19 protein-coding genes are annotated in these 19,524 nt (G+C 67.0%); 11 read left to right on the top strand and 8 right to left on the bottom strand.

Annotation, left to right across the window (positions count from 1 at the left end; translation table 11 throughout):
* Nucleotides 1-4: 4 nt before the first annotated feature.
* Together EWE75_RS00795 and EWE75_RS00790 are read left to right on the top strand one after the other, a co-directional pair.
* Entirely contained in the window at nt 5-1,369 is a 1,365-nt protein-coding gene (locus tag EWE75_RS00795) for a cryptochrome/photolyase family protein (RefSeq protein WP_130154791.1), read from the top strand.
* 42 nt (nt 1,370-1,411) lie between these two features.
* Nucleotides 1,412-2,680, top strand: a complete 1,269-nt coding sequence (locus EWE75_RS00790) for an SAM-dependent methyltransferase (RefSeq protein WP_130154790.1) — start codon at nt 1,412-1,414, stop codon at nt 2,678-2,680.
* 124 nt (nt 2,681-2,804) lie between these two features.
* Here EWE75_RS00790 and EWE75_RS00780 read toward each other — a convergent pair whose 3' ends face one another.
* Entirely contained in the window at nt 2,805-3,515 is a 711-nt protein-coding gene (locus tag EWE75_RS00780) for an SDR family NAD(P)-dependent oxidoreductase (protein WP_130154903.1), read from the bottom strand.
* Between the two features lie 67 nt (nt 3,516-3,582).
* The gene (purF, locus tag EWE75_RS00775) at nt 3,583-5,049 is read right to left on the bottom strand and encodes an amidophosphoribosyltransferase (protein ID WP_130154788.1); all 1,467 of its coding nucleotides are present in this window, start codon (nt 5,047-5,049) and stop codon (nt 3,583-3,585) included.
* A 241-nt stretch (nt 5,050-5,290) separates the two neighbouring features.
* Between purF and hisI the strand changes: the two genes are divergently transcribed.
* Both hisI and EWE75_RS00765 read left to right on the top strand, forming a co-directional pair.
* The gene (gene hisI, locus EWE75_RS00770; RefSeq protein ID WP_130154787.1) at nt 5,291-5,653 is read left to right on the top strand and encodes a phosphoribosyl-AMP cyclohydrolase; all 363 of its coding nucleotides are present in this window, start codon (nt 5,291-5,293) and stop codon (nt 5,651-5,653) included.
* Nucleotides 5,650-6,156: a hypothetical protein gene (locus tag EWE75_RS00765; RefSeq protein WP_130154786.1), complete on the top strand. Its 507-nt coding sequence runs from the start codon at nt 5,650-5,652 to the stop codon at nt 6,154-6,156. Before hisI ends, EWE75_RS00765 begins: the two co-directional genes overlap by 4 nt.
* A 2-nt stretch (nt 6,157-6,158) precedes the next feature.
* Here EWE75_RS00765 and EWE75_RS00760 read toward each other — a convergent pair whose 3' ends face one another.
* The 3 genes from EWE75_RS00760 to EWE75_RS00750 all read right to left on the bottom strand — a co-directional run bounded on the left by EWE75_RS00760 (nt 6,159) and on the right by EWE75_RS00750 (nt 9,848).
* The gene (locus EWE75_RS00760; RefSeq protein WP_130154902.1) at nt 6,159-7,424 is read right to left on the bottom strand and encodes a cell wall hydrolase; all 1,266 of its coding nucleotides are present in this window, start codon (nt 7,422-7,424) and stop codon (nt 6,159-6,161) included.
* A 205-nt stretch (nt 7,425-7,629) separates the two neighbouring features.
* Nucleotides 7,630-8,550, bottom strand: a complete 921-nt coding sequence (cysK, locus tag EWE75_RS00755) for a cysteine synthase A (protein ID WP_130154785.1) — start codon at nt 8,548-8,550, stop codon at nt 7,630-7,632.
* The gene (locus EWE75_RS00750; RefSeq protein WP_130154784.1) at nt 8,547-9,848 is read right to left on the bottom strand and encodes an MFS transporter; all 1,302 of its coding nucleotides are present in this window, start codon (nt 9,846-9,848) and stop codon (nt 8,547-8,549) included. The genes cysK and EWE75_RS00750 overlap by 4 nt, the downstream gene beginning before the upstream one ends.
* A gap of 225 nt (nt 9,849-10,073) precedes the next feature.
* Here EWE75_RS00750 and pdhA point away from each other — a divergent pair, with 225 nt between their 5' ends.
* The 5 genes from pdhA to EWE75_RS00725 all read left to right on the top strand — a co-directional run bounded on the left by pdhA (nt 10,074) and on the right by EWE75_RS00725 (nt 14,296).
* Nucleotides 10,074-11,120, top strand: coding sequence for a pyruvate dehydrogenase (acetyl-transferring) E1 component subunit alpha (pdhA, locus tag EWE75_RS00745; protein WP_130154783.1), 1,047 nt, complete (start codon nt 10,074-10,076; stop codon nt 11,118-11,120).
* 1 nt (nt 11,121) lies between these two features.
* Nucleotides 11,122-12,543, top strand: a complete 1,422-nt coding sequence (locus tag EWE75_RS00740) for a pyruvate dehydrogenase complex E1 component subunit beta (RefSeq protein ID WP_130154782.1) — start codon at nt 11,122-11,124, stop codon at nt 12,541-12,543.
* Between the two features lie 122 nt (nt 12,544-12,665).
* A complete protein-coding gene (locus tag EWE75_RS00735; protein WP_130154781.1) occupies nt 12,666-13,328 on the top strand; it encodes a squalene/phytoene synthase family protein in 663 nt (220 codons plus the stop codon).
* Between the two features lie 63 nt (nt 13,329-13,391).
* Nucleotides 13,392-13,871, top strand: a complete 480-nt coding sequence (locus EWE75_RS00730) for an EF-hand domain-containing protein (RefSeq protein ID WP_130154780.1) — start codon at nt 13,392-13,394, stop codon at nt 13,869-13,871.
* 68 nt (nt 13,872-13,939) lie between these two features.
* Nucleotides 13,940-14,296: a hypothetical protein gene (locus EWE75_RS00725; RefSeq protein WP_130154779.1), complete on the top strand. Its 357-nt coding sequence runs from the start codon at nt 13,940-13,942 to the stop codon at nt 14,294-14,296.
* Here EWE75_RS00725 and EWE75_RS00720 read toward each other — a convergent pair.
* On the bottom strand, nt 14,265-15,680 hold the full coding sequence (locus EWE75_RS00720; protein WP_427915755.1) for an aminotransferase-like domain-containing protein: 1,416 nt from the start codon (nt 15,678-15,680) through the stop codon (nt 14,265-14,267). The genes EWE75_RS00725 and EWE75_RS00720 overlap by 32 nt on opposite strands.
* 101 nt (nt 15,681-15,781) lie before the next feature.
* Here EWE75_RS00720 and EWE75_RS00715 point away from each other — a divergent pair, with 101 nt between their 5' ends.
* Nucleotides 15,782-16,099 carry a UrcA family protein gene (locus tag EWE75_RS00715; protein ID WP_130154778.1) on the top strand — a complete coding sequence of 106 codons (318 nt, stop codon included), beginning with the start codon at nt 15,782-15,784 and terminating at the stop codon, nt 16,097-16,099.
* 17 nt (nt 16,100-16,116) lie between these two features.
* Nucleotides 16,117-16,959, top strand: a complete 843-nt coding sequence (locus EWE75_RS00710; protein WP_130154777.1) for a PhzF family phenazine biosynthesis protein — start codon at nt 16,117-16,119, stop codon at nt 16,957-16,959.
* A gap of 2 nt (nt 16,960-16,961) precedes the next feature.
* Here the strand turns inward: EWE75_RS00710 and trmFO are convergent, their stop codons facing one another.
* A complete protein-coding gene (gene trmFO, locus EWE75_RS00705; RefSeq protein WP_130154776.1) occupies nt 16,962-18,281 on the bottom strand; it encodes a methylenetetrahydrofolate--tRNA-(uracil(54)-C(5))-methyltransferase (FADH(2)-oxidizing) TrmFO in 1,320 nt (439 codons plus the stop codon).
* Nucleotides 18,282-18,475: 194 nt separating this feature from the next.
* A complete protein-coding gene (locus EWE75_RS00700; protein WP_231708133.1) occupies nt 18,476-19,495 on the bottom strand; it encodes an SRPBCC family protein in 1,020 nt (339 codons plus the stop codon).
* Between the last annotated feature and the right edge of the window lie 29 nt (nt 19,496-19,524).

Below are 19,524 nucleotides of genomic sequence, written 5' to 3'. Positions count from 1 at the left end.
GGTGATGACAGACCCCACCATCCTCTGGTTACGCCGCGATCTGCGCCTAGCCGATCAGGCCGCGCTCGCCGCCGCCGCGCACGAAGGCCCGGTGATTCCGGTGTACATCCTCGACGACGAGACGCCCCGGCACCGCGCGATGGGCGGCGCCTCGCGCTGGTGGCTGCACCATAGCCTCGCCGCTCTCGATGAAGCGTTGCGCGCTAAGGGTTCGCGGCTGATCCTGCGGCGGGGTGGCGCGGCGGCCACGCTCGCCGCGCTCGCCGAGGAGACCGGGGCGACGCGCGTGCATTGCCTGCGCCATTACGAACCGTGGTGGCGCAATGCCGAGCGCGCGGTGGCGAAGCGGCTCGATCTGGTTTGTCACGACGGCAATTACCTCGCGCCGCCCGGATCGATCACCACCGGCGGCGGTGCGCCGTACAAAATCTACACGCCGTTCTGGCGCGCGCTCCAGCAGCACATGCCGCCACCCGTGCCGCGCGCCGCGCCGCGCGATATCCCGGTGCCGGCACACTGGCCAAGCAGCGATTCGCTCGGCGACTGGGGGCTGCTGCCGACCAGACCGGATTGGGCGAAAGGTTTCGCGGACGACTGGACTCCGGGCGAGGCGCACGCGCACCGCCGGCTGGCTGCGTTCAGCGACGATGTCGGCGCCTATGCCGAGACGCGTAACCTGCCGTCGGTCGAGGGCAGTTCGCGCCTCTCCCCGCATCTGCATTTCGGCGAGTTGTCGCCAGCGCAAATATGGCACGCGGTCGGCGATCAGCCGCAGGTCTTCCTCGGCGAGATCGGCTGGCGCGATTATGCGCAGAACGTCATCCTGCAACTGCCCGAATATGCCGCGAAGAATGGCCGCGCCGCGTTTGATGCGATGCCGTGGCGCGAGGGTTCCGAGGCGCACGCCGATCTGCGCGCGTGGCAGCGCGGCCGCACTGGCTATCCGATCGTCGATGCCGGCATGCGCCAGCTTTGGACGACGGGGTGGATGCACAACCGCGTGCGGATGGTCGCGGCGTCGTTCCTCATCAAGCATCTGCTGATCGACTGGCGCGAGGGTGAGCGCTGGTTCTGGGACTGTCTGGTCGATGCCGATTACGGCAACAATTCGGTCAATTGGCAATGGACCGCCGGCAGCGGGATCGATTCGAACATGTTCCCGCGAATCATGGCGCCGCTGGTCCAATCGCCGAAGTTCGACGCTGGCGATTATATTCGCCGATGGGTGCCGGAACTGGCCGGTATCGGTGACACCGCGATTCATGATCCGGAAGCAAGTGGCTGTCGTCCCAAGGATTACCCGGCCAAGCTGATCGGCCACCGCGAGGCGCGGGAGCGGGCGCTGGCAGCCTACGCCCAGACGAAATGACCTCTTGTCCCGGCGCGGGCGCTCGGTGCATGGGCTGACGCCATGAATGCAATCGCGCCGGCTTCCGGGCGCCAGCACGGCGCCTCCCCCACGCGCCGGGCCTCCGTGCTCGATCCGCTGTTCGGGCTGTTTGCGGGCGTGTTCCAGAAGATCCTCGACCGGATCGATGCCGGTCTCGCCGCCGGCTCGATCGAGACGATTCTGCCGGACGGGAGGGTGCGGCTGCTCGGCGGCCGCGCCGAGGGGCCAGCGGCGATCGTGACGCTGGCGAGCTGGCGGTCGCTGCTGCGGCTGGCGACACGCGGGTCGGTGGGCTGGTATATCGCCTGGTCGCTCGGCGAATGGTCGAGCCCCGATCCGGTCGCGCTGTTCGAACTGTTCGTGCTCAACCGGACGACGCTCGGCAATGCCGGGCGCGCGTCGGGGGTGACGCGGCGGCTCCAGCGTGTCTGGCATCGGCTGCGCGCCAACAGCCGGCAGGGCGCCCGGCGCAATATCGAGTTCCATTACGATCTCGGTAACGATTTCTATGGCTTATGGCTCGATCCTACGATGAGCTATTCGAGTGCGCTGTTCGCCGAGCCGGTCGCGGCCGCGCAGAGTCTCGAGGATGCGCAGCATACCAAGCTGGCGGCGATCCTAGATCGCACCGCGACCGTGCCGGGCGATTCGATCCTTGAGATCGGCTGCGGCTGGGGATCGTTCGTCGAGGTGGCGGCGATGAGCGGGCGCAGCGTCCACGGCATCACGCTGTCGGCAGAGCAGAAACGCGCGGTTGAGGCGCGCGCCGAGCGGCTCGGGCTGGACGGCGTTTCGGTGTCGCTGACCGATTATCGCGATGTGATCGGCAGCTATGATGCGGTAGCGAGCATCGAGATGGTCGAGGCGGTCGGGCAGGCCTATTGGCCCGATTACCTCGCAGCCATCGCGCGCGCGCTCAAGCCGGGCGGGCGGGCTGCGCTCCAGTATATCGCGATCGACGATGCGATCTTCGATGCCTATGCCGGCAATGTCGATTTCATCCAGCGCTATGTTTTCCCCGGCGGCATGCTGATCTCGGAAAGCCGCTTTCGCGCGATCGCGGCGGAGCATGGGCTGGCCTGGGAAGATCGCCGTGGCTTCGGGCTGCATTATGCGGAGACGCTGCGGCGCTGGCGCGAGGCGTTCGATGTCGTGGTGGCGGAGGGCCGATTGCCGGAGCGGTTCGACAGCGCTTTCACGGGCTTGTGGCGCTATTATCTGATGTACTGCGAAGGCGGGTTTCGCGGCGGCGGGATCGATGTGGCGCAGGTGACGTTGGTGAAGCGATAGCACAACACCACTCACCCTCACCCTCACCCTTCCGTCGCTTCGCTCCTCCCTCCCTCTCCCATTGGGAGAGGGAAGGGGCCCGCGTGCGGAAGGCGCGTGGGAAGGGTGAGGGTGAATTATAAGCTCATCCCACCCGCTCGAAATGGCCGGTCGCGAAATCGTCGATCACCAGCGCGGCGATCCGGTCGCCGACCGCCTCGGGCGCCTTCACCGTCTCGGGCGCTTCGCCCGGATAGGCACGCGCGCGCATCGCGGTGCGGGTCGCGCCGGGGTCAATGATCGCGGTGCGGAGCGAACTGATCTGCTCCATCTCGTCGCCATAAGCGCCGATCAGCGTCTCGAACGCCGCCTTAGAGGCGCCGTACAGGCCCCAATAGGCACGCGGATTGCGGGCGACGCTGGAGGTGATGCCGATCACGCGCGCGCGCTTCGATCGGCGCAGCATCGGATCGAACGCGCCGATCAGCGCGGCCTGCGCGCTTACGTTGAGCGTCAGCACGCGGGCGAGTTCCTTGGGGTCGATCGCAGGCACCGAGCCGAGCGTGCCGAGCATCGCGGCGTTGAGCACCATCACGTCAAGCGCCTGCCAGCGCTCGCCGATCGCCGCGCCGAGCCGCGCGATGCTATCGGTTTCGGTGAGGTCGAGCGGCGCGATCGTCGCCGAGCCGCCCGCCGCGAAGATCGCTTCCTCGACCTGTTCGAGCGCGGCGCCGGTGCGGGCGGTCAACACGACATGCGCGCCCGCCGCCGCCAATGCGCGCGCGGTCGCCGCGCCAATGCCACGGCTCGCGCCGGTAACGAGGGCGAGCTGGTTGGCGAGCGGTTTGTCGGTCATCATGATCTCTCCGGATAGACCGGAGCGAATGCACGACGCGATACGCCGGGACAAGCCCGGCGGGCGATCAGATCACCCGTTCGGCGAGCAGCGCGAACTGATCGACCGAGGCGACTTCGTCCTGGTCGGTCAGAGTCGTCGGATAGTCGCCGGTGAAACACGCATCGCAGTGGCTCGGGCGGATGTCCGCGCGGCACGGCTCGCCAAGCGCCTTGTACAGCCCGTCGATCGACACGAAGGCGAGGCTGTCGGCGTGGATATACGCGTTCATCTCGGCGACGTTCTTGCTGTGCGCGAGCAGCTTGGCGCGCTCGGGCGTATCGACGCCGTAATAGCAGCTATGCCGGGTCGGCGGACTGGCGATCCGCATATGGACTTCGGCGGCGCCGGCATCGCGCATCATCTGCACGATCTTGAGGCTGGTGGTGCCACGCACGATCGAATCGTCGATCAGGATGACACGCTTGCCCTCGATCAGCGCACGGTTGGCGTTGTGCTTGAGCTTGACGCCGAGGTGGCGGACCTCGTTGGTCGGCTGGATAAAGGTGCGGCCGACATAATGCGAGCGGATGATGCCGAGTTCGAACGGTATGCCCGATTGCTGGGCATAGCCGATCGCGGCGGGCGTGCCCGAGTCTGGCACCGGAATGACGAGATCGGCATCGACCGGGCTTTCGATCGCGAGCTGCGCGCCGATCGCCTTGCGGACGGTGTAGATGCTGCGTCCGCCCGCGATCGAATCGGGGCGCGAAAAATAGACGTGCTCAAAGATGCACGGGCGCGGAGAAACGGGTGCGAACGGGCGGTGCGAGCTAATCTCGCCGCCTTTCACGATCACCAGTTCGCCCGGCTCGATTTCGCGCACGAAGGTCGCGCCGACCACGTCGAGCGCGACGGTTTCGGACGCGAAAATGATCGCCTCACCGACCTTGCCCATCACCAGCGGCCGGATGCCGAGCGGGTCGCGGCAGGCGATCATGCCCTCGGGCGTCATCACGATCAGCGAATAGGCGCCCTCGACCTGCTTGAGCGCGTCGATGAACTTGTCGAGGAAGGTCCGGTATTTGGACATCGCGACGAGGTGGATGATCGTCTCGGTATCGCTGGTCGACTGGAAGATCGATCCGTTGCGGACGAGATCGCGCCGCAGCCGCATCGCATTCGAGATATTGCCGTTGTGCGAGATCGCGAATCCGCCCGAGGCGAGATCGGCATAGAGCGGCTGGACGTTCCGCAGCGCCGTCTCGCCGGTCGTCGAATAGCGGACGTGCCCGCAGGCGACGTGGCCGCGCAGCGGGACCATGATGTCCTCGCGGTCGAAATTGCCGGCGACATGTCCCATCGCGCGGTGGGTGTGGAAATCCACGCCATCGAAGCTGGTGATGCCGGCCGCCTCCTGGCCGCGATGCTGTAGCGCATGCAGGCCGAGCGCGACGAGCCGCGCCGCGTCCGCCGCACCGGCGACACCGAAAACACCACACTCCTCACGGAGCTTGTCGCCATCGACGACTTCGAACGGATTGGTTGTGAGCATGGCGCCCTTTGCGGGGGTGAGCGTGTCCGCGCCATATAGGGGCGCGGCGCGGGTTTGTCGCGCCTTTGTCACATCGATCGTGCCGCCGGTCGTCGCATTGGCGGAAAACCGACGTTTTCGCGTATACTTTTTACGGTCGGGGCGTCGCGAAAAAGCGCGCGGAGCGGGTGAGGTGTGTTCGTGGCGACACGGTGATTCGCGCCCGCTTTCGCTTCGGTAGCGGCGCGACTATGGAGTCGGCATGACCGACGATCGCGACACGACGCTTGCCCTCAACCCGAAATACGACGCCAACGGGCTGATCACCGCTGTCGCGACCGACCGCGCATCTGGCGACGTGCTGATGCTCGCGCATATGAATGCCGAAGCGCTCGCCGCGACGCTGGCGACGCGCGAGGCGCATTTCTGGTCGCGCAGTCGCGCCAGGCTGTGGAAGAAGGGCGAGACCTCGGGGCATGTGCTTCACGTCCACGATATCCGCATCGATTGCGATCAGGATGCGGTGTGGCTGGTCGTCGATCCGGTTGGGCCGGCGTGCCACACCGGGCAACGCTCGTGCTTCTTCCGCCGTATCGACGGCGACCGGCTGATCCTCGCCGAATGAGGCGTGCGCTCGCGCTGGCGGTGCTGGTCGTCGCGGGCTGTTCGCGCGCCGAGCCGGTGGTCGAAAGCAACGCCGCCGCGCCGGCCGGGCTGGAGGCGGCCGCGATCGAGGCCGGGGTGATCGCCGATCCCAAAAGCGCCGACATCACCGGACTCTACGCACGCGAGACCGACCGGGTGTGCATCGTGCCGACACCCAAGGCGTATCAGATCGGCGTGTTCGTCGATTACGGCGATCAGCAACATTGCAGCGGGCTCGGGTCGGTCACGCGCGCCGGCGAGACGCTTCACATCGATTTCAGCGATGCCGAGGGATGCGCCTTCGATGCGCGCTTCGAGGGCGACCGGATCGTCTTCCCCGGCAGCGTGCCCGAGGCCTGCCGCAAGCTCTGCTCGGAACGCGCGTCGATCGCCGGGCTGGCCGTCGATCAGTTGAGCGACGCGGCGTCCGAAGCGGCCACCTTGCGCGATTCGCGCGGGCGGCTGTTGTGCCCGAGCGGGTGAGCTTACCGGCTCTCCGCCGTCAGCGGTGAGTCGGGCTTGGCCGGTGTCGCCAGCGCGGTCGGCGTGGGTTTGCGGCGCACCCCCGGCAAGACTTCCCCGGCTGGCGGAGCGGGTGTGGGCGCGGGTTTCGGCGCCGCATCGCGCGGCAGCAGCACTTGCGTCTTCATGCACTCGCTCGGCTCGGGGCGCTTGAAGGTCGCGCAGTTCCACAGCGTCTTGTCATAGTGGAAGGCGCGGTCGCGCATGTAGCTGAACGCCATCGCGTCGATCTGCCCGGCGTCGAGCGGCATCGCGGTGGGCGTGCGGGCGCGGTCGGTCCAGGCCATCAGCTTGCAGCGCGGGCGGTCGCCGCACGCGCGAGTCGCGAGCAGCGCGAACGATTCGGGCGGCAGATGCGGATCGATCGTGATGAGGAAGGTTTCCGAATCGCTGGCGAGCGGCACCGGCAGCGCCTCTGGTGCGAGCGCGGCCACGGTCGCCTCGGTCGCGGTCGCCTGCGCCGCGACCAGCGCCGCGCCAGTCTTGTGCGCGTCCGAATAGAGCGCGAGCGCGCGGATGATCGGTTCGTCGGGGGATACCGTGCGGTTGAACGCGGGCGGGGTGCCCCACCAGCCGCTCCAGCGGAAGAACAGATGCGAATGCACCGCCGCGACCTTGTCGAGGCTCGATTGCCAATACGGCACCACCCAGTCGGTATGGTAATGCGTCGCATAGCCGACCGGCGCATAAACCTGTCCGCCGAGCGACAGCGCCGCCTGCGTGCGGGCGCGCGCCCATTGCTCGGGCCGCCAGCCGTGGCGGATCAGCGCGCCGTCGCAGGTGAAGGTGAACTGGCAGCCGGTGCTGCGCTCCGACCCCTGGAACACCACGCCGCAGATCGTCTTGGGGAAGGCGGGATGGCGCACCCGGTTGATGATAACCTGGCCGACCGCGCGCTGGCCCTCGCCATCGTCGCCCGCTTCATAGAGCATCGCCGCCGCCATGCAGTCGGTCGCGCGCGCCTGCTGCTCGGGCGTCCCGCCGAGGCGGAAGGGGAGCGCGGCGGGGTTGGGGCCGGTCGAGAACGGGACGGTCGCATTATAGGCGCGCGCATCGCTGGGTGCGAGATCCTGGAAGGCGACCGGCTCGACCGGCGGCAGCTCGGCCTTGGGCACGACGCGGTGGCGCGGCACGCGGATCAGGCGGTTGTGAACGACGACGACATGCGGGCCGTAATGGACCAGCAGCGCCGGTGCCACGATCGCGACGACCGCGATGAAGGCGAGCAGACAGCGCAGTACGAGATCGTCCGGGCGACGGACGCCGCGCCGTTTCCGTGACGAGGACCGCTTAGTGCGAGACGAAAAGGTGCTGGGCACGGGCGATCATGTGGGCGGATTGGCGCATCGGCGCGCGATGCGCCAAGGCGCGGCGGTTGGTCAACCTTTGTCCCGACCGGTCGGGAAAGGCGCGCCCGACCGGAACCGTACCGGATCAGGACTCGGGCAGGAAGTCCGGCACCGACAGATAGCGCTCGCCCGTGTCATAGTTGAACCCCAGCACCCGCACGCCATCGGGCAAATCGGGCAGCTTCTGCAGAATCGCGGCGAGCGTCGCGCCCGAGGAGATGCCGACGAGGATGCCTTCCTCGCGGGCCGAGCGGCGTGCCATATCCTTGGCGACAGCGGCATCGACCTTGATCGCGCCGTCGATCGCCTGGGTGTGGAGGTTGGCGGGGACGAAGCCGGCGCCAATGCCCTGGATCGGGTGCGGGCCGGGCTGGCCGCCCGAGATGACCGGCGACGCCTCCGGCTCGACCGCATAGACCTTGAGGTGCGGCCATTCCTTCTTGAGCGTTTCGGCAACGCCGGTGATGTGCCCGCCGGTGCCGACGCCGGTGATGATGACATCGATCGGCGACTCGGCGAAATCGGCGAGGATCTCCTGCGCGGTAGTGCGGACGTGGACGTCGATGTTGGCGGCGTTGTCGAACTGCTGCGGCATCCACGCGCCCGGGGTCTGCGCGACCAGTTCGATCGCGCGCTCGATCGCGCCCTTCATGCCCTTTTCGCGCGGCGTTAGGTCGAAGCTCGCGCCATAAGCGAGCATCAGCCGGCGGCGTTCGATCGACATGCTCTCGGGCATGACGAGGATCAATTTGTAGCCCTTCACCGCCGCGACCATCGCGAGGCCGACGCCGGTGTTGCCGCTGGTCGGCTCGATGATCGTGCCGCCGGGCTGGAGCAGACCGTCGCGCTCCGCCGCCTCGACCATCGCCAGCGCGATCCGGTCCTTGATCGACCCGCCGGGGTTCGAGCGTTCGGACTTGATCCACACTTCCTGACCAGGAAACAGCTTCTGCAGACGGATATGCGGCGTGTTGCCGATCGTCTCGAGGATCGTGTTGGCTTTCATGACATTGCCTCCATCTCAAGGTCTGCCGCGTCGCGCTTCGACTGCGGGGGTTCGAACGTCCGGGCGTTGCGGATGCTGGGGAAGAGATACGCCCACAGGATCGTCACGACAATCGCGCCGCCGCCGCCGACCAGCACCGCACCGACCGGGCCGAGCGCGGCGGCGAGGAAACCCGACTCCGCCTCGCCCAGTTCGTTCGAGGCGGAGATGGTGAGCTGCGACACCGCGCCGACACGGCCGCGCTTGTCGTCGGGGGTGTAGAGCTGGATCAGCGACGAGCGGATATAGACCGAGAACATGTCGGCGGCGCCCGCCAGCGCGAGCGCGGCGAGGCTGAGCGGCATCGAGGTCGAAACGCCGAACGTCACCGTCGCCGCGCCGTACACCAGCACCGCGCCGAGCATCTTGACGCCGACATTGGTCTTGATCGGCCGGAACGAGAAGAAGATCGCCACCACCGCCGCGCCGATCGCGGGTGCGCCGACGAGCAGGCTCAGCCCCTGCGGGCCGACCTTGAGGATGTCATGCGCGTAGATCGGCAGCAGCGCGCTGGTGCCCGCCAGGAACACCGCGAACAGATCGAGCGTGATCGCGCCCAGCACGAGCTTGTTCTGCCCGACATAGGCGAGGCCCTCGGCGATCTGCTTGAGCGGGTGCGCCTTGCTGATCGCGATGGTGCGCGGCACCGCGCCGATGCGAAGCATACAGGCGAGGGCAAGGCAGAACAGCGCGGTTGCGAGGAAATACGCGCCCGACGGCGTGATCGAATAGGCGAACCCGCCGATCGCGGGGCCGACGATCGCGCCGACCTGCCACGAGGTCGAGCTGAGCGCGATCGCGGTCGGCAGCGATTCGCGTGGCACCAGATTGGGGGCGAGCGCGCCGAACGCCGGCCCGGCGAAGGCGCGGCCGATGCCAAGCAGCACCGCGACCGAGAAGATCACCGGCAGCGAGATCCAGCCCTCGACGGTCGATACCGCCAGCACCGCCGCGCAGAACACCTGCAAGCTGAGGGTTATGCGCGTAATCATGCGCCGGTCGAACCGATCCGCCACCCATCCGGTGATCGGCGTGGAGATGAACAAAGGCAGGAACTGCAGCAGCCCGATCAGCCCGAGCTGCGCGGCCGATGCACTCGGCGACATCGTCGCCCGCGCGATCGTATAGGTCTGCCAGCCGATCACCACGATCATGCCGTTCTGCGCGAGCGTCATGCAGAAGCGTGCCGCCCAATACGCACGGAAATTCGCGATGCGGAGTGGATGGGTCGGGCGGAGCGGGCTGGGCGTTTGGGCCATTGGCACTGGCTTTAGGCGGAGCCGCCCGGTTCGGGCAATCGCGGATTGCGGCAACCGCGAAATTTCTACCGAATTGGTGGAGATTGCGCTTACGCGCGGATTTTGTTGCGGATGTTACCAGGTGGCGAATGTCGATCGGTTGCGACTTCGGGCGATTGATGTTTTCACATCAACCCGCCTATAGCGGCCACCTTCCTCCCCAAGGACAGATGAGGTTTCGATCACGTGGCAAAAGCCCCAGCGACCAGAACAGCCCAACCGCCAGTGCCCAATCGCGAGCGCCCCAACGAGCCGGTGCCGTATGCGGCGTCGAAGGATGAGCTGCTCGCGCTCTACAAGCAGATGCTGCTGATCCGGCGTTTCGAGGAAAAGGCCGGCCAGCTCTACGGCCTCGGCTTCATCGGCGGCTTCTGCCACCTCTACATCGGCCAGGAAGCGGTCGCGGTGGGGCTTCAGTCGGCGCTTGATGGCGAGAAGGACTCGGTCATCACCGGCTATCGCGATCACGGCCACATGCTCGCCTACGGCATCGACCCCAAGGTCATCATGGCCGAGCTGACCGGCCGCGCCGCCGGCATCTCGAAGGGCAAGGGCGGCTCGATGCACATGTTCTCGACCGAGAAGAAATTCTACGGCGGGCACGGCATCGTCGGCGCGCAGGTCAGCCTCGGCACCGGCCTCGCGTTCAAGCACAAGTACAGCGGCGACGGCGGTGTCGCGATGGCCTATTTCGGTGACGGCGCGGCCAACCAGGGCCAGGTCTACGAATCGTTCAACATGGCCGAGCTGTGGAAGCTGCCGATCATCTACGTGATCGAGAACAACCAGTACGCGATGGGCACGAGCGTCAACCGCTCGTCCTCCGAGGATCAGCTCTACAAGCGTGGCGAGAGCTTCCGCATTCCGGGCATCCAGGTCGACGGCATGGACGTGCTCGCCTGCCGCGGTGCCGCCGAAGAGGCGCTCGCCTGGGTGCGCGCCGGCAAGGGCCCGATCATCCTCGAGATGAAGACCTATCGCTACCGTGGCCACTCTATGTCCGATCCCGCCAAATATCGCAGCCGCGAGGAAGTCCAGGCGGTGCGCGACAAGTCCGATCCGATCGACCACATCAAGAAACTTCTCGAGGAACAGGGCGTGCAGGAAGAAGACCTGAAGACCGTCGAGCAGGCGATCCGCAAGACCGTGAACGAAGCCGCCGATTTCGCCGAGCAGACCCCTGAGCCGGATGTCGCCGAACTGTATACCGACGTTCTGGTGGAGCGGTACTGAGATGGCGATCGAGATCAAGATGCCCGCGCTTTCCCCGACGATGGAGGAAGGCACGCTCGCCAAGTGGCTCATCAAGGAAGGCGACACCGTCAAGTCCGGCGACATCATGGCCGAGATCGAGACCGACAAGGCGACGATGGAGTTCGAGGCGGTCGATGAAGGCACCGTCGGCAAGATCCTCGTCGCCGAGGGTAGCGAAGGCGTGAAGGTCGGCACCGTCATCGCGACGCTGCTCGCCGAGGGCGAGGAAGCCGGCGCCGAGCCCGCCCCCGCCGCGACCGAGCAGGCCGCCGAGAGCGCCGCGCCGGACGCGCCCAAGGACGCAGCGCCCGCGCCCGAGGGCGGCGAGCCGCACAAGGCCGAGACCGGCGCGCGCCAGTTGTTCGAAGCTGCCAAGCACGATTCCGACATCGCCGATCCCGCGCTGCCCGAGGGCACCGAGATGGTCCGCATGACGCTGCGCGAAGCGCTGCGGGACGCGATGGCCGAGGAAATGCGCGCCGACGACCGCGTCTTCGTGATGGGCGAGGAAGTCGCGCAATATCAGGGCGCGTACAAGGTGACGCAGGGGCTGCTCGACGAGTTCGGCGAGCGCCGCGTGATCGACACGCCGATCACTGAATATGGCTTTGCGGGCATCGGCACGGGCGCGGCGATGGGCGGCCTCAAGCCGATCGTCGAGTTCATGACGTTCAACTTCGCGATGCAGGCGATCGACCACATCATCAACTCGGCCGCCAAGACCAACTACATGTCGGGCGGGCAGATGCGCTGCCCGATCGTGTTCCGTGGCCCCAACGGCGCGGCCAGCCGCGTCGGCGCGCAGCACTCGCAGAACTATGGCCCGTGGTATGCCGCTGTCCCGGGCCTGATCGTGATCGCGCCCTATGACGCGGCCGACGCCAAGGGTCTGCTCAAGGCGGCGATCCGCAGTGAAGACCCGGTCGTGTTCCTCGAAAACGAACTGCTCTACGGTCGCTCGTTCGACGTGCCCAAGCTCGACGATTACGTCGTGCCGATCGGCAAGGCGCGGACGATGCGCGCCGGCAAGGACGTGACGATCGTCAGCTATTCGATCGGCGTCGGGCTTGCGCTCGAAGCCGCTGAAAAGCTGGCGGCTGAGGGTATCGACGCCGAAGTGATCGATCTGCGCACCTTGCGCCCGCTCGACACGCAGGCGGTGCTCAGGAGCGTCAAGAAGACCAACCGTCTGGTCGTCGTGGAAGAGGGCTGGGCGACCTGCTCGATCGCGTCGGAAATCAGCGCGGTGGTGATGGAACAGGGCTTCGACGATCTCGACGCGCCGGTGCTGCGTGTGGCGAACGAAGACGTGCCGCTCCCTTACGCGGCCAACCTCGAAAAGCTCGCCTTGGTCAACGCCGACAAGATCATCGCGGCGGTGAAGAAGGTGACGTACCGCTGATCCGGCTGCGGCGGGGCGCTGATGCGCTCCGCCGCTGTGTTCGGCGCCGAACCCTGCGCTGCCGTCCCGGTCCGCGCGATATCCTCTGGACCGCGCCGGTCGCGCGGGGCTAGGCGCGTGGTATGCCATCCGACCCGGAGCGCGCGCTCGCGCTCGATTACGCCCCCGCCGAAACCCGCCCGGCGCTCCATGCGCTGTTCGCGCTGGACGACGCGTTCGGGCAGGTGCTGCGCACCACCACCGAGCCGTTGATCGGCCAGATGCGGCTGGCATGGTGGCATGAGGCCTTGCAGAAGCTCGACGATGCCCCGCCGCCGGCGCAGCCGGTGTTGCAGGGGCTGGCCGACGCGGTTCTACCGCGCGGCGTGTCGGGCGCTTCGCTTGCCGACCTCGTGACCGGCTGGGAAGCGCTGATTGAGGCCGAAACGATCGACGAGACGGTGATGTTGGCTCATGCCGACGCGCGGGGCAGCGGAATGTTCGCGGTCGCTGCGGCGGTGCTGGGGCATTCCGACCCGCGCGTCGCCGCAGCCGGGCGTGGCTGGGCGCTGGCCGATCTGTCGCGGCATCTGCGCGCGGCGGGTGCCGCCGGCCAGGCGCGGGCGCTGGCGGAGGCCGCATTGGCGGAGGCGCTTGCTGGTGCATGGCCGGCGCGGTTGCGGCCGCTTGGCGCATTGGCGCTGATCGCGCGGATGAATCTCAAGGTACCGGCGGATGTTCCGATCCCGGCCGGTGCGCCGCGCCGAGTCGCCCGGCTGATGCTCCATCGGATTACCGGCCGCTGACCCTTTCGTTCCGGTCGCGTATCGTGTAAACAAAAGAGGAACAAGGACGGGGGGAGTCGCTTCATGTGGCGGTATCTGGCGGGTGGTCTGGCGGCGTTGCTGTTGCTGGCGGCGGGCTTCATCTATTTTACCGGACGCACCGTGAACGGCGTCGGCTTGCCGCTCGCGGCGGTGCAGGCGGCGCCGGCCGCACAAAGCGACGCTGCGTTGCCCGACACCGTGCCGGAAGCGAGCGACAAAACCCGCGAGCAGAAGCGGTTGGCCCGCTATGACAAGAATGACGATGGCAGTGTCACGCGTGAGGAATATCTCGCACCACGCCGCAAGGCGTTCGCCAAGCTCGACGCCAATCATGATGGTACGCTGTCATTCGACGAATGGGCGGCGAAGACCGAAGCGAAGTTCGCGTCCGCCGATGCCGATAAATCGGGCGCGATGACCGCCAGCGAATTCGCCGCGACCGCACCCAAGCGCAAATCCAAGGTCCGCGCGCGTTGCCCGGAAAATCAACAGACCGCCCCGGCGCGCGACGAGGACAGTTGATCGCCTTGTTGCGAATCATTCGCAATTAAACTACGACAGCACTGTCACTTGAACGAGGATGCTGAAAATTGCCGCTCGTCACCGCCGAAATCACGACCGTCGCAATCCGCTGCTGGCGCCTGGCGCGCGACGCAGGTGCGCCGGCCCAGCGCCGCCTCTACGCCGCCCTCGTGCAGTTCGAGGCCGGCGTGCTCGCGCCGGTGTTCGACGCGCTGCTGGCAGCCTGCGAGGCGGCGCTCGGGCGACGGATCGAGGCTGGCACCACGATCGCGCGATCGGACGACGAACGGCTGGTGCTGGCGATGCTCGACGGGTCGCAGGCGTCGCGTGGTCGCATCGGGTGCGATGCCGGCACCGCCTCGGTCCTCGATGGCGCGATCCGCTCGACTCGGATCATGCTGTCACTGGCAACCGCTCGGACCTGAGCGCCGTGGCGAGGAACGCGCTGACCCGATCATCATCGCTCATCACCACATTGAAGCGCAGATAGTCGCCCCACATGCCATTGGTGCTGAACACGTTGCCGGGCGCGAGCACGATGTTCTCGGTGAGTGCGGCACGGGCGAGCGCTACCGCGTCACGCCCTTCCGGCAGCCGCCCCCACACGAACAGCCCCGCGACCGGCGCGATCCACGGCTCGATGCCGACATCGCGCAGCCGCTTCATCGTGCGCGCGGTCGCGCGAGCGAGGCGGGTGCGGACACCCTCGATATGGCGACGATAGCTGCCGTCGGTGAGCACCCTATGCAGGATGTCGGCGGAAAGCGGATTGCCCGACATCGATGTCGCGATGCGCAGATCGGCAAGCGCATCGATCCAGTCACGCCGCGCGGCGATGTGGCCGCAGCGGATCGCGGCGGTGACCGACTTGGAGAAGCTGCCGATGCGGATCACCCGATCAAGTCCGTCGAACGCGGCGAGGCGCGGGGCAGGCGTGTGTTCGAAATCGGCGAAGACATCGTCCTCGACGATCACCAGATCGTGCGCGGCGGCGAGCTTGAGCAGGCGGTGCGCGGTCGCTGCGGAGAGCGTCGCCCCGGTCGGATTGTGGACCGCCGAATTGGTGAGATAGAAGCGCGGCCGATGCTCGGCGAGCGCTGTGGCAAAGGCGGTCACGTCGGGTCCGCTCGGTGTCATCGGAATGCCGACCACCTTGGCACGGTGGGCGCGCAGCAGGGCGAGGAAGTTGAAATAGCATGGATCATCGACCAGCACTGTGTCGCCGGGTTCGAGCAGGAAGCGCGCGACGAGATCGAGCGCCTGCGTGCTGCTGTCGGTGAGCAGGATCTGGTCGGGCGCCGCGCCGACACCCTGTTCATCCAACCGCCGCGCGAGCAACGCGCGCAGCGGCGGCGAACCGAGCAGCGAAGCGTAGCCGGTCAGTGGCCCATCGGCATCGCTGCGTGCGGCGGCACGCAGCGCCTTGCGGATCGGCGCACCGGCGAGCCAATCGTCAGGCAGCCAGCCGCAGCCGGGCATCAGCGCGCCGGCGCGCTCAGCGAGCGACTGGCGCAGCATCCACAACGGATCGACCTCGCGCTCGACCTCCGCGCCGATCCGGTCGAGCGAGAGCGGCGGCAAAGGCGCGGCGACATAGAAACCCGCGCCGGGCCGCGCCCGGATCACACCGTCCGCCGCGAGCCGGTCATACGCTTCGACCACGGTCGATTTGGAAAAGCCGGTCGCCTCCGCCATCGCGCGCACCGAGGGCAGCCGCGCGCCGGGGGTGAGGATGCGCCGCGCGATCCGGTCACGGATACTCTGCATGACGTGCCCGGTGCGGGTTAGGTTCGGCTCGACACTCGCCACTGTATTGGTTCCTTAGGCGTTACGGTTTATCGGAATTGTATTGATCTGTTCCTGTGTTGGCCAGCGCTTTGCGCGCATCCGGCGGCGCACAGGAGGCAAAGATGAAGACACTGACACTATCGTTCGCCGGGGCAGTCGCCGCACTCGTCAGTCCGGTGCAGGCACAGGACAGGGTCGGTCCCGATCGTTATGCCGTCGTGGTGAAAGCGGCCGCGCACCCGGCAACACCGCGCACCGCCCGGCACACGCTCGCACAGATCGAGCGAGCCGCGCTTGCGGTGTGCGGCGCATCGTCGTTCAGTCTGCGCGAAATGCGGATGTCGGTGCGCGATTCGGCATGCTGGCGCAGCAGCGTGGCGAGGGCGGTGGGGAGCGCCGGCGATCCGCTGCTTAGCGCCGCCTATCATCCACAACGCTGATCCAGGAGGGAAAGCTCATGCAACGTCCGTTCAAGCTCATCGACGTGTTCGGCACCGATCCGTTCACCGGCAATCCGCTCGCGGTGGTCAGCGATGCCGAGGGACTCGATACCGATGCGATGCAGCGCATCACGCGCTGGCTCAACCTGTCGGAAACCACCTTCCTGCTGCCGCCCACGGCGCCAGAGGCGGATTACCGCGTGCGCATCTTCACGCTGTCGCACGAACTCCCCTTCGCGGGGCATCCGACGCTCGGCACCTGTCACGCATGGCTGGAGGCGGGCGGGACGCCGAAGCGCGAGGGGTCGATCGTGCAGGAATGCGGCGCGGGGCTGATCGCGATACGGCAGGAGGGCGGAGGCCTTGCTTTCGCCGCGCCACCGCTGATCCGGGGCGGCACGCCGACCGAAGCCGAGATCGCCGAGGTCGCCGCCGTGTTACGGATCGACCGCGACGCGATCGTCGATGCGCGATGGGCCGATAACGGGCCGGGCTGGATCGCGGTTATGCTCGAGTCGGCGGAGGCGGTGCTCGCGGTCGAGCCGGTCGGCCAATATCATCGCCACATCGACATTGGTGTGGTCGGGCCGCACGCGCCGGGCGGGGAGGTGGCGTTCGAGCTGCGCGCGCTGTTCCCCGGTCCGGGCGGCGGCATGATCGAAGACCCCGTTACCGGCAGCCTCAACGCGTCGGTCGGCCAGTGGCTGTTCGAGAGCGGGCGCGTGACGGCGCCCTATGTCGCGGCACAGGGCACCCGGCTCGGGCGCACCGGGCGCGTGCAGGTGTCGCGCGATGCAGACGGCCAAGTGTGGGTCGGCGGCCGCACGCTGACGTTGGTTTCCGGGCAGGCGCGTGCGTAAGGTTATGCAGGCGCCAACCACGCCTGCATCGCAGTCCGCGCGCGGTCGGTATACATCTTCTTGCGGTCGGCCTTCTTGGTGCGGCCGGGGATCGGCGGCATCAGCCCGAAATTGACGTTCATCGGCTGATACGTCTCCGCCACCGCCGCGCCGGTGATGTGGTGGAGCAAGGCGCCCAGCGCCGTCTCGACCGGGGGCGGCGCGAGCGTCTCTCCGCGCAGTTCGGCGATCGCGAATCGGCCTGCCATCAGCCCGACCGAGGCGCTCTCGACATAGCCTTCGCAGCCGGTGATCTGCCCGGCGAAGCGGATGTTGGGGCGGTTCCTGAGCCGCAGCGTAGAATCGAGCAGTTCGGGCGAGCGGATGAAGGTGTTGCGGTGCAGCCCGCCCAGCCGCGCGAACTCGGCCTTCTCAAGTCCGGGGATCGAACGGAACAGCCGCACTTGCTCGGCGTGCTTGAGCTTGGTCTGGAAGCCGACGATGTTCCAGAGCGTGCCTTGCGCATTGTCCTGCCGCAACTGGACGACGGCATGCGGCCAGCGCCCGGTGCGAGGATCGTCGAGCCCGACCGGCTTCATCGGCCCGAAGCGGAGCGTGTCGAGACCGCGCTCGGCCATCACCTCGATCGGCATGCAGCCCTCAAAATAGGGGGTGTCGCGCTCCCATTCCTTGAAATCGGTCTTCTCGCCCGCGATCAGCCCGGCGTGGAAAGCCTCATACTGCTCACGGTTCATCGCGCAGTTGATGTAATCCTTGCCGTCGCCCTTGTTCCAGCGCGACTGGAACCAGGCGGTCTCCATGTCGATGCTGTCGAAATGGACGATCGGCGCGATCGCATCGAAAAAGGCGAGCGCATCGGCGCCGGTCGCTCCGGCGATGCTGGCGGCGAGGCCCGACGCGGTGAGTGGGCCGGTGGCGATGATCGCCGGGCCGTCCGACGGCAGCGTATCGATCCGCTCGCGCACGATCGTGATGTTGGGATGGGCTTCCAGCGCTGCGGTGACGCCAGCCGAGAAGCCGTCGCGGTCGACGGCCAGCGCCGAACCGGCAGGAACCTTGTGGATATCGGCTTCGCGCAGGATCAGCGAGCCGAGGCCGCGCATCTCGGCGTGGAGCAGCCCGACCGCATTGCTCTCGGCATCGTCCGAGCGGAAGCTGTTCGAGCAGACCAGTTCGGCGAGGCCATCGGTATGATGCGCTGGGGTGGCTTCGCCCGAACCGCGCATCTCGGAGAGCTTCACGCGGAAACCGGCTTCGGCGAGTTGCCACGCGGCTTCGGACCCGGCGAGTCCGCCGCCGATGATGTGAATGTCATGAGTCATCCCGGGCTGATAGCGGCTGGAACGCGCGAGGGCAAAGGTGGCTAAGATTGCGCACTTATAGGGTTTGTGCGCGATGAAGCGTTGTGTTTGGTCGATAAGCTGAAAAGCAGTGACGCTGGGCCGAGGCGAGGATGATGGAATTGCCATTGCGGGAGCTTGCACATTCACCGCCGTGTAGGACAGCCGCGTCAGGTCTAAAGCGGTTCGGCTCGTAACGCAGGGTGCCTCCGCTCGGCGCGGCCCTGGATCAGCGCGAGCAGGTTGTTTTCCAGATCGCCGAGGAAGAGTTCACCCCACAGCTTTGAATAGCCGTTGACCGGCGTGGTGATGCGATATTCGGTGTCGATCGTTACGCGCGTCAGCCCCGGCGCGATCGGATCGAGCGTGTAGCCGCCGGTGGTTATGCGGAAATAGGGGCTGTCAGGCATCAGGTGGCGGTCGGTGAAGCCCCAGCCGGCGATATCGTCGAAGATGAAGCGCCAGCCGATCCGTTTGTGCATATCCCATTCGGTGATCCGTTCGCGGAAGCGGATGTGGCGGCCCCAATCGGCATAGCGATCTGCGCCGATGCCGCCCCCGATGAGCCGGGCGCCGAGCGGGCGGGGGATGCCGATCACGTCTTGGGAGATATTCCACGCGCCTTCACCGGGACGCACGTCGGAGATACCGCGCAGCAATGGCCAGAGGTGCTCGGGGGTGGCGTGGATGACGACGCTGCGCGTTACGCGCGCGGTATCGGTGGGCAGCGGCACATAAGGCTCGACCTGCATCGCCAGCAACGGTGCAAGCAGCAGTGCCGAGCAATAGGTCGTGCCGTCGGCACGCTTCCGCCGGCGATGCCGCGAGGCATAGGTTATCCAGGTGCCGATCAAGCCGCTGGCGAGCCATAACGGTGACAGCAGCAGCACGCAGATCACGCCTTCGCGCAGGATGACAAGCGACGCGACGATGATCACGAGCAGCAGCCACACCGGCATCAACAGGTAGAAGCGCCGCGACCGCTCACCCCACGGATCGGCGACGTAGGCGATGAAGGCGGAAATCGCGGCGGGCAGGATCAGGAGGAAGGAGAAACTGACCAGCCCGGATTTCGGCTGTGTCGCGCCGATGAGGAGATAGGCGCCGAGGCAGAAGGCGAGCGCGAAGCCGAGCGCCGCGAGAATTCGCACGACGGCTGGGCGGACAGCGCGTGGGACATCGTCTTTGGACTCCATCACCATTCCTTTCGAAATATCCGTAATAT

This window comes from Sphingomonas populi (genome assembly GCF_004208535.1).
Classification (GTDB): domain Bacteria; phylum Pseudomonadota; class Alphaproteobacteria; order Sphingomonadales; family Sphingomonadaceae; genus Sphingomonas; species Sphingomonas populi.
The sequence above is the reverse complement of the archived record's forward strand: the minus strand, read 5'-3'. Positions and strand labels throughout refer to the sequence as shown.

Bases quoted from the DNA above. Each gene is read 5' to 3' on its own strand.
- hisI (WP_130154787.1), top strand. From the start codon at position 5,291: ATGACCGACGATCGCGACACGACGCTTGCCCTCAACCCGAAATACGAC.
- EWE75_RS00790 (WP_130154790.1), top strand. From the start codon at position 1,412: ATGAATGCAATCGCGCCGGCTTCCGGGCGCCAGCACGGCGCCTCCCCC.
- EWE75_RS00740 (WP_130154782.1), top strand. From the start codon at position 11,122: ATGGCGATCGAGATCAAGATGCCCGCGCTTTCCCCGACGATGGAGGAA.
- EWE75_RS00735 (WP_130154781.1), top strand. From the start codon at position 12,666: ATGCCATCCGACCCGGAGCGCGCGCTCGCGCTCGATTACGCCCCCGCC.
- EWE75_RS00710 (WP_130154777.1), top strand. From the start codon at position 16,117: ATGCAACGTCCGTTCAAGCTCATCGACGTGTTCGGCACCGATCCGTTC.
- purF (WP_130154788.1), bottom strand. From the start codon at position 5,049: ATGCTCACAACCAATCCGTTCGAAGTCGTCGATGGCGACAAGCTCCGT.
- cysK (WP_130154785.1), bottom strand. From the start codon at position 8,550: ATGAAAGCCAACACGATCCTCGAGACGATCGGCAACACGCCGCATATC.
- EWE75_RS00795 (WP_130154791.1), top strand. From the start codon at position 5: ATGACAGACCCCACCATCCTCTGGTTACGCCGCGATCTGCGCCTAGCC.
- EWE75_RS00750 (WP_130154784.1), bottom strand. From the start codon at position 9,848: ATGGCCCAAACGCCCAGCCCGCTCCGCCCGACCCATCCACTCCGCATC.
- EWE75_RS00730 (WP_130154780.1), top strand. From the start codon at position 13,392: ATGTGGCGGTATCTGGCGGGTGGTCTGGCGGCGTTGCTGTTGCTGGCG.
- trmFO (WP_130154776.1), bottom strand. From the start codon at position 18,281: ATGACTCATGACATTCACATCATCGGCGGCGGACTCGCCGGGTCCGAA.
- EWE75_RS00700 (WP_231708133.1), bottom strand. From the start codon at position 19,495: ATGGAGTCCAAAGACGATGTCCCACGCGCTGTCCGCCCAGCCGTCGTG.
- EWE75_RS00715 (WP_130154778.1), top strand. From the start codon at position 15,782: ATGAAGACACTGACACTATCGTTCGCCGGGGCAGTCGCCGCACTCGTC.
- EWE75_RS00780 (WP_130154903.1), bottom strand. From the start codon at position 3,515: ATGACCGACAAACCGCTCGCCAACCAGCTCGCCCTCGTTACCGGCGCG.
- EWE75_RS00765 (WP_130154786.1), top strand. From the start codon at position 5,650: ATGAGGCGTGCGCTCGCGCTGGCGGTGCTGGTCGTCGCGGGCTGTTCG.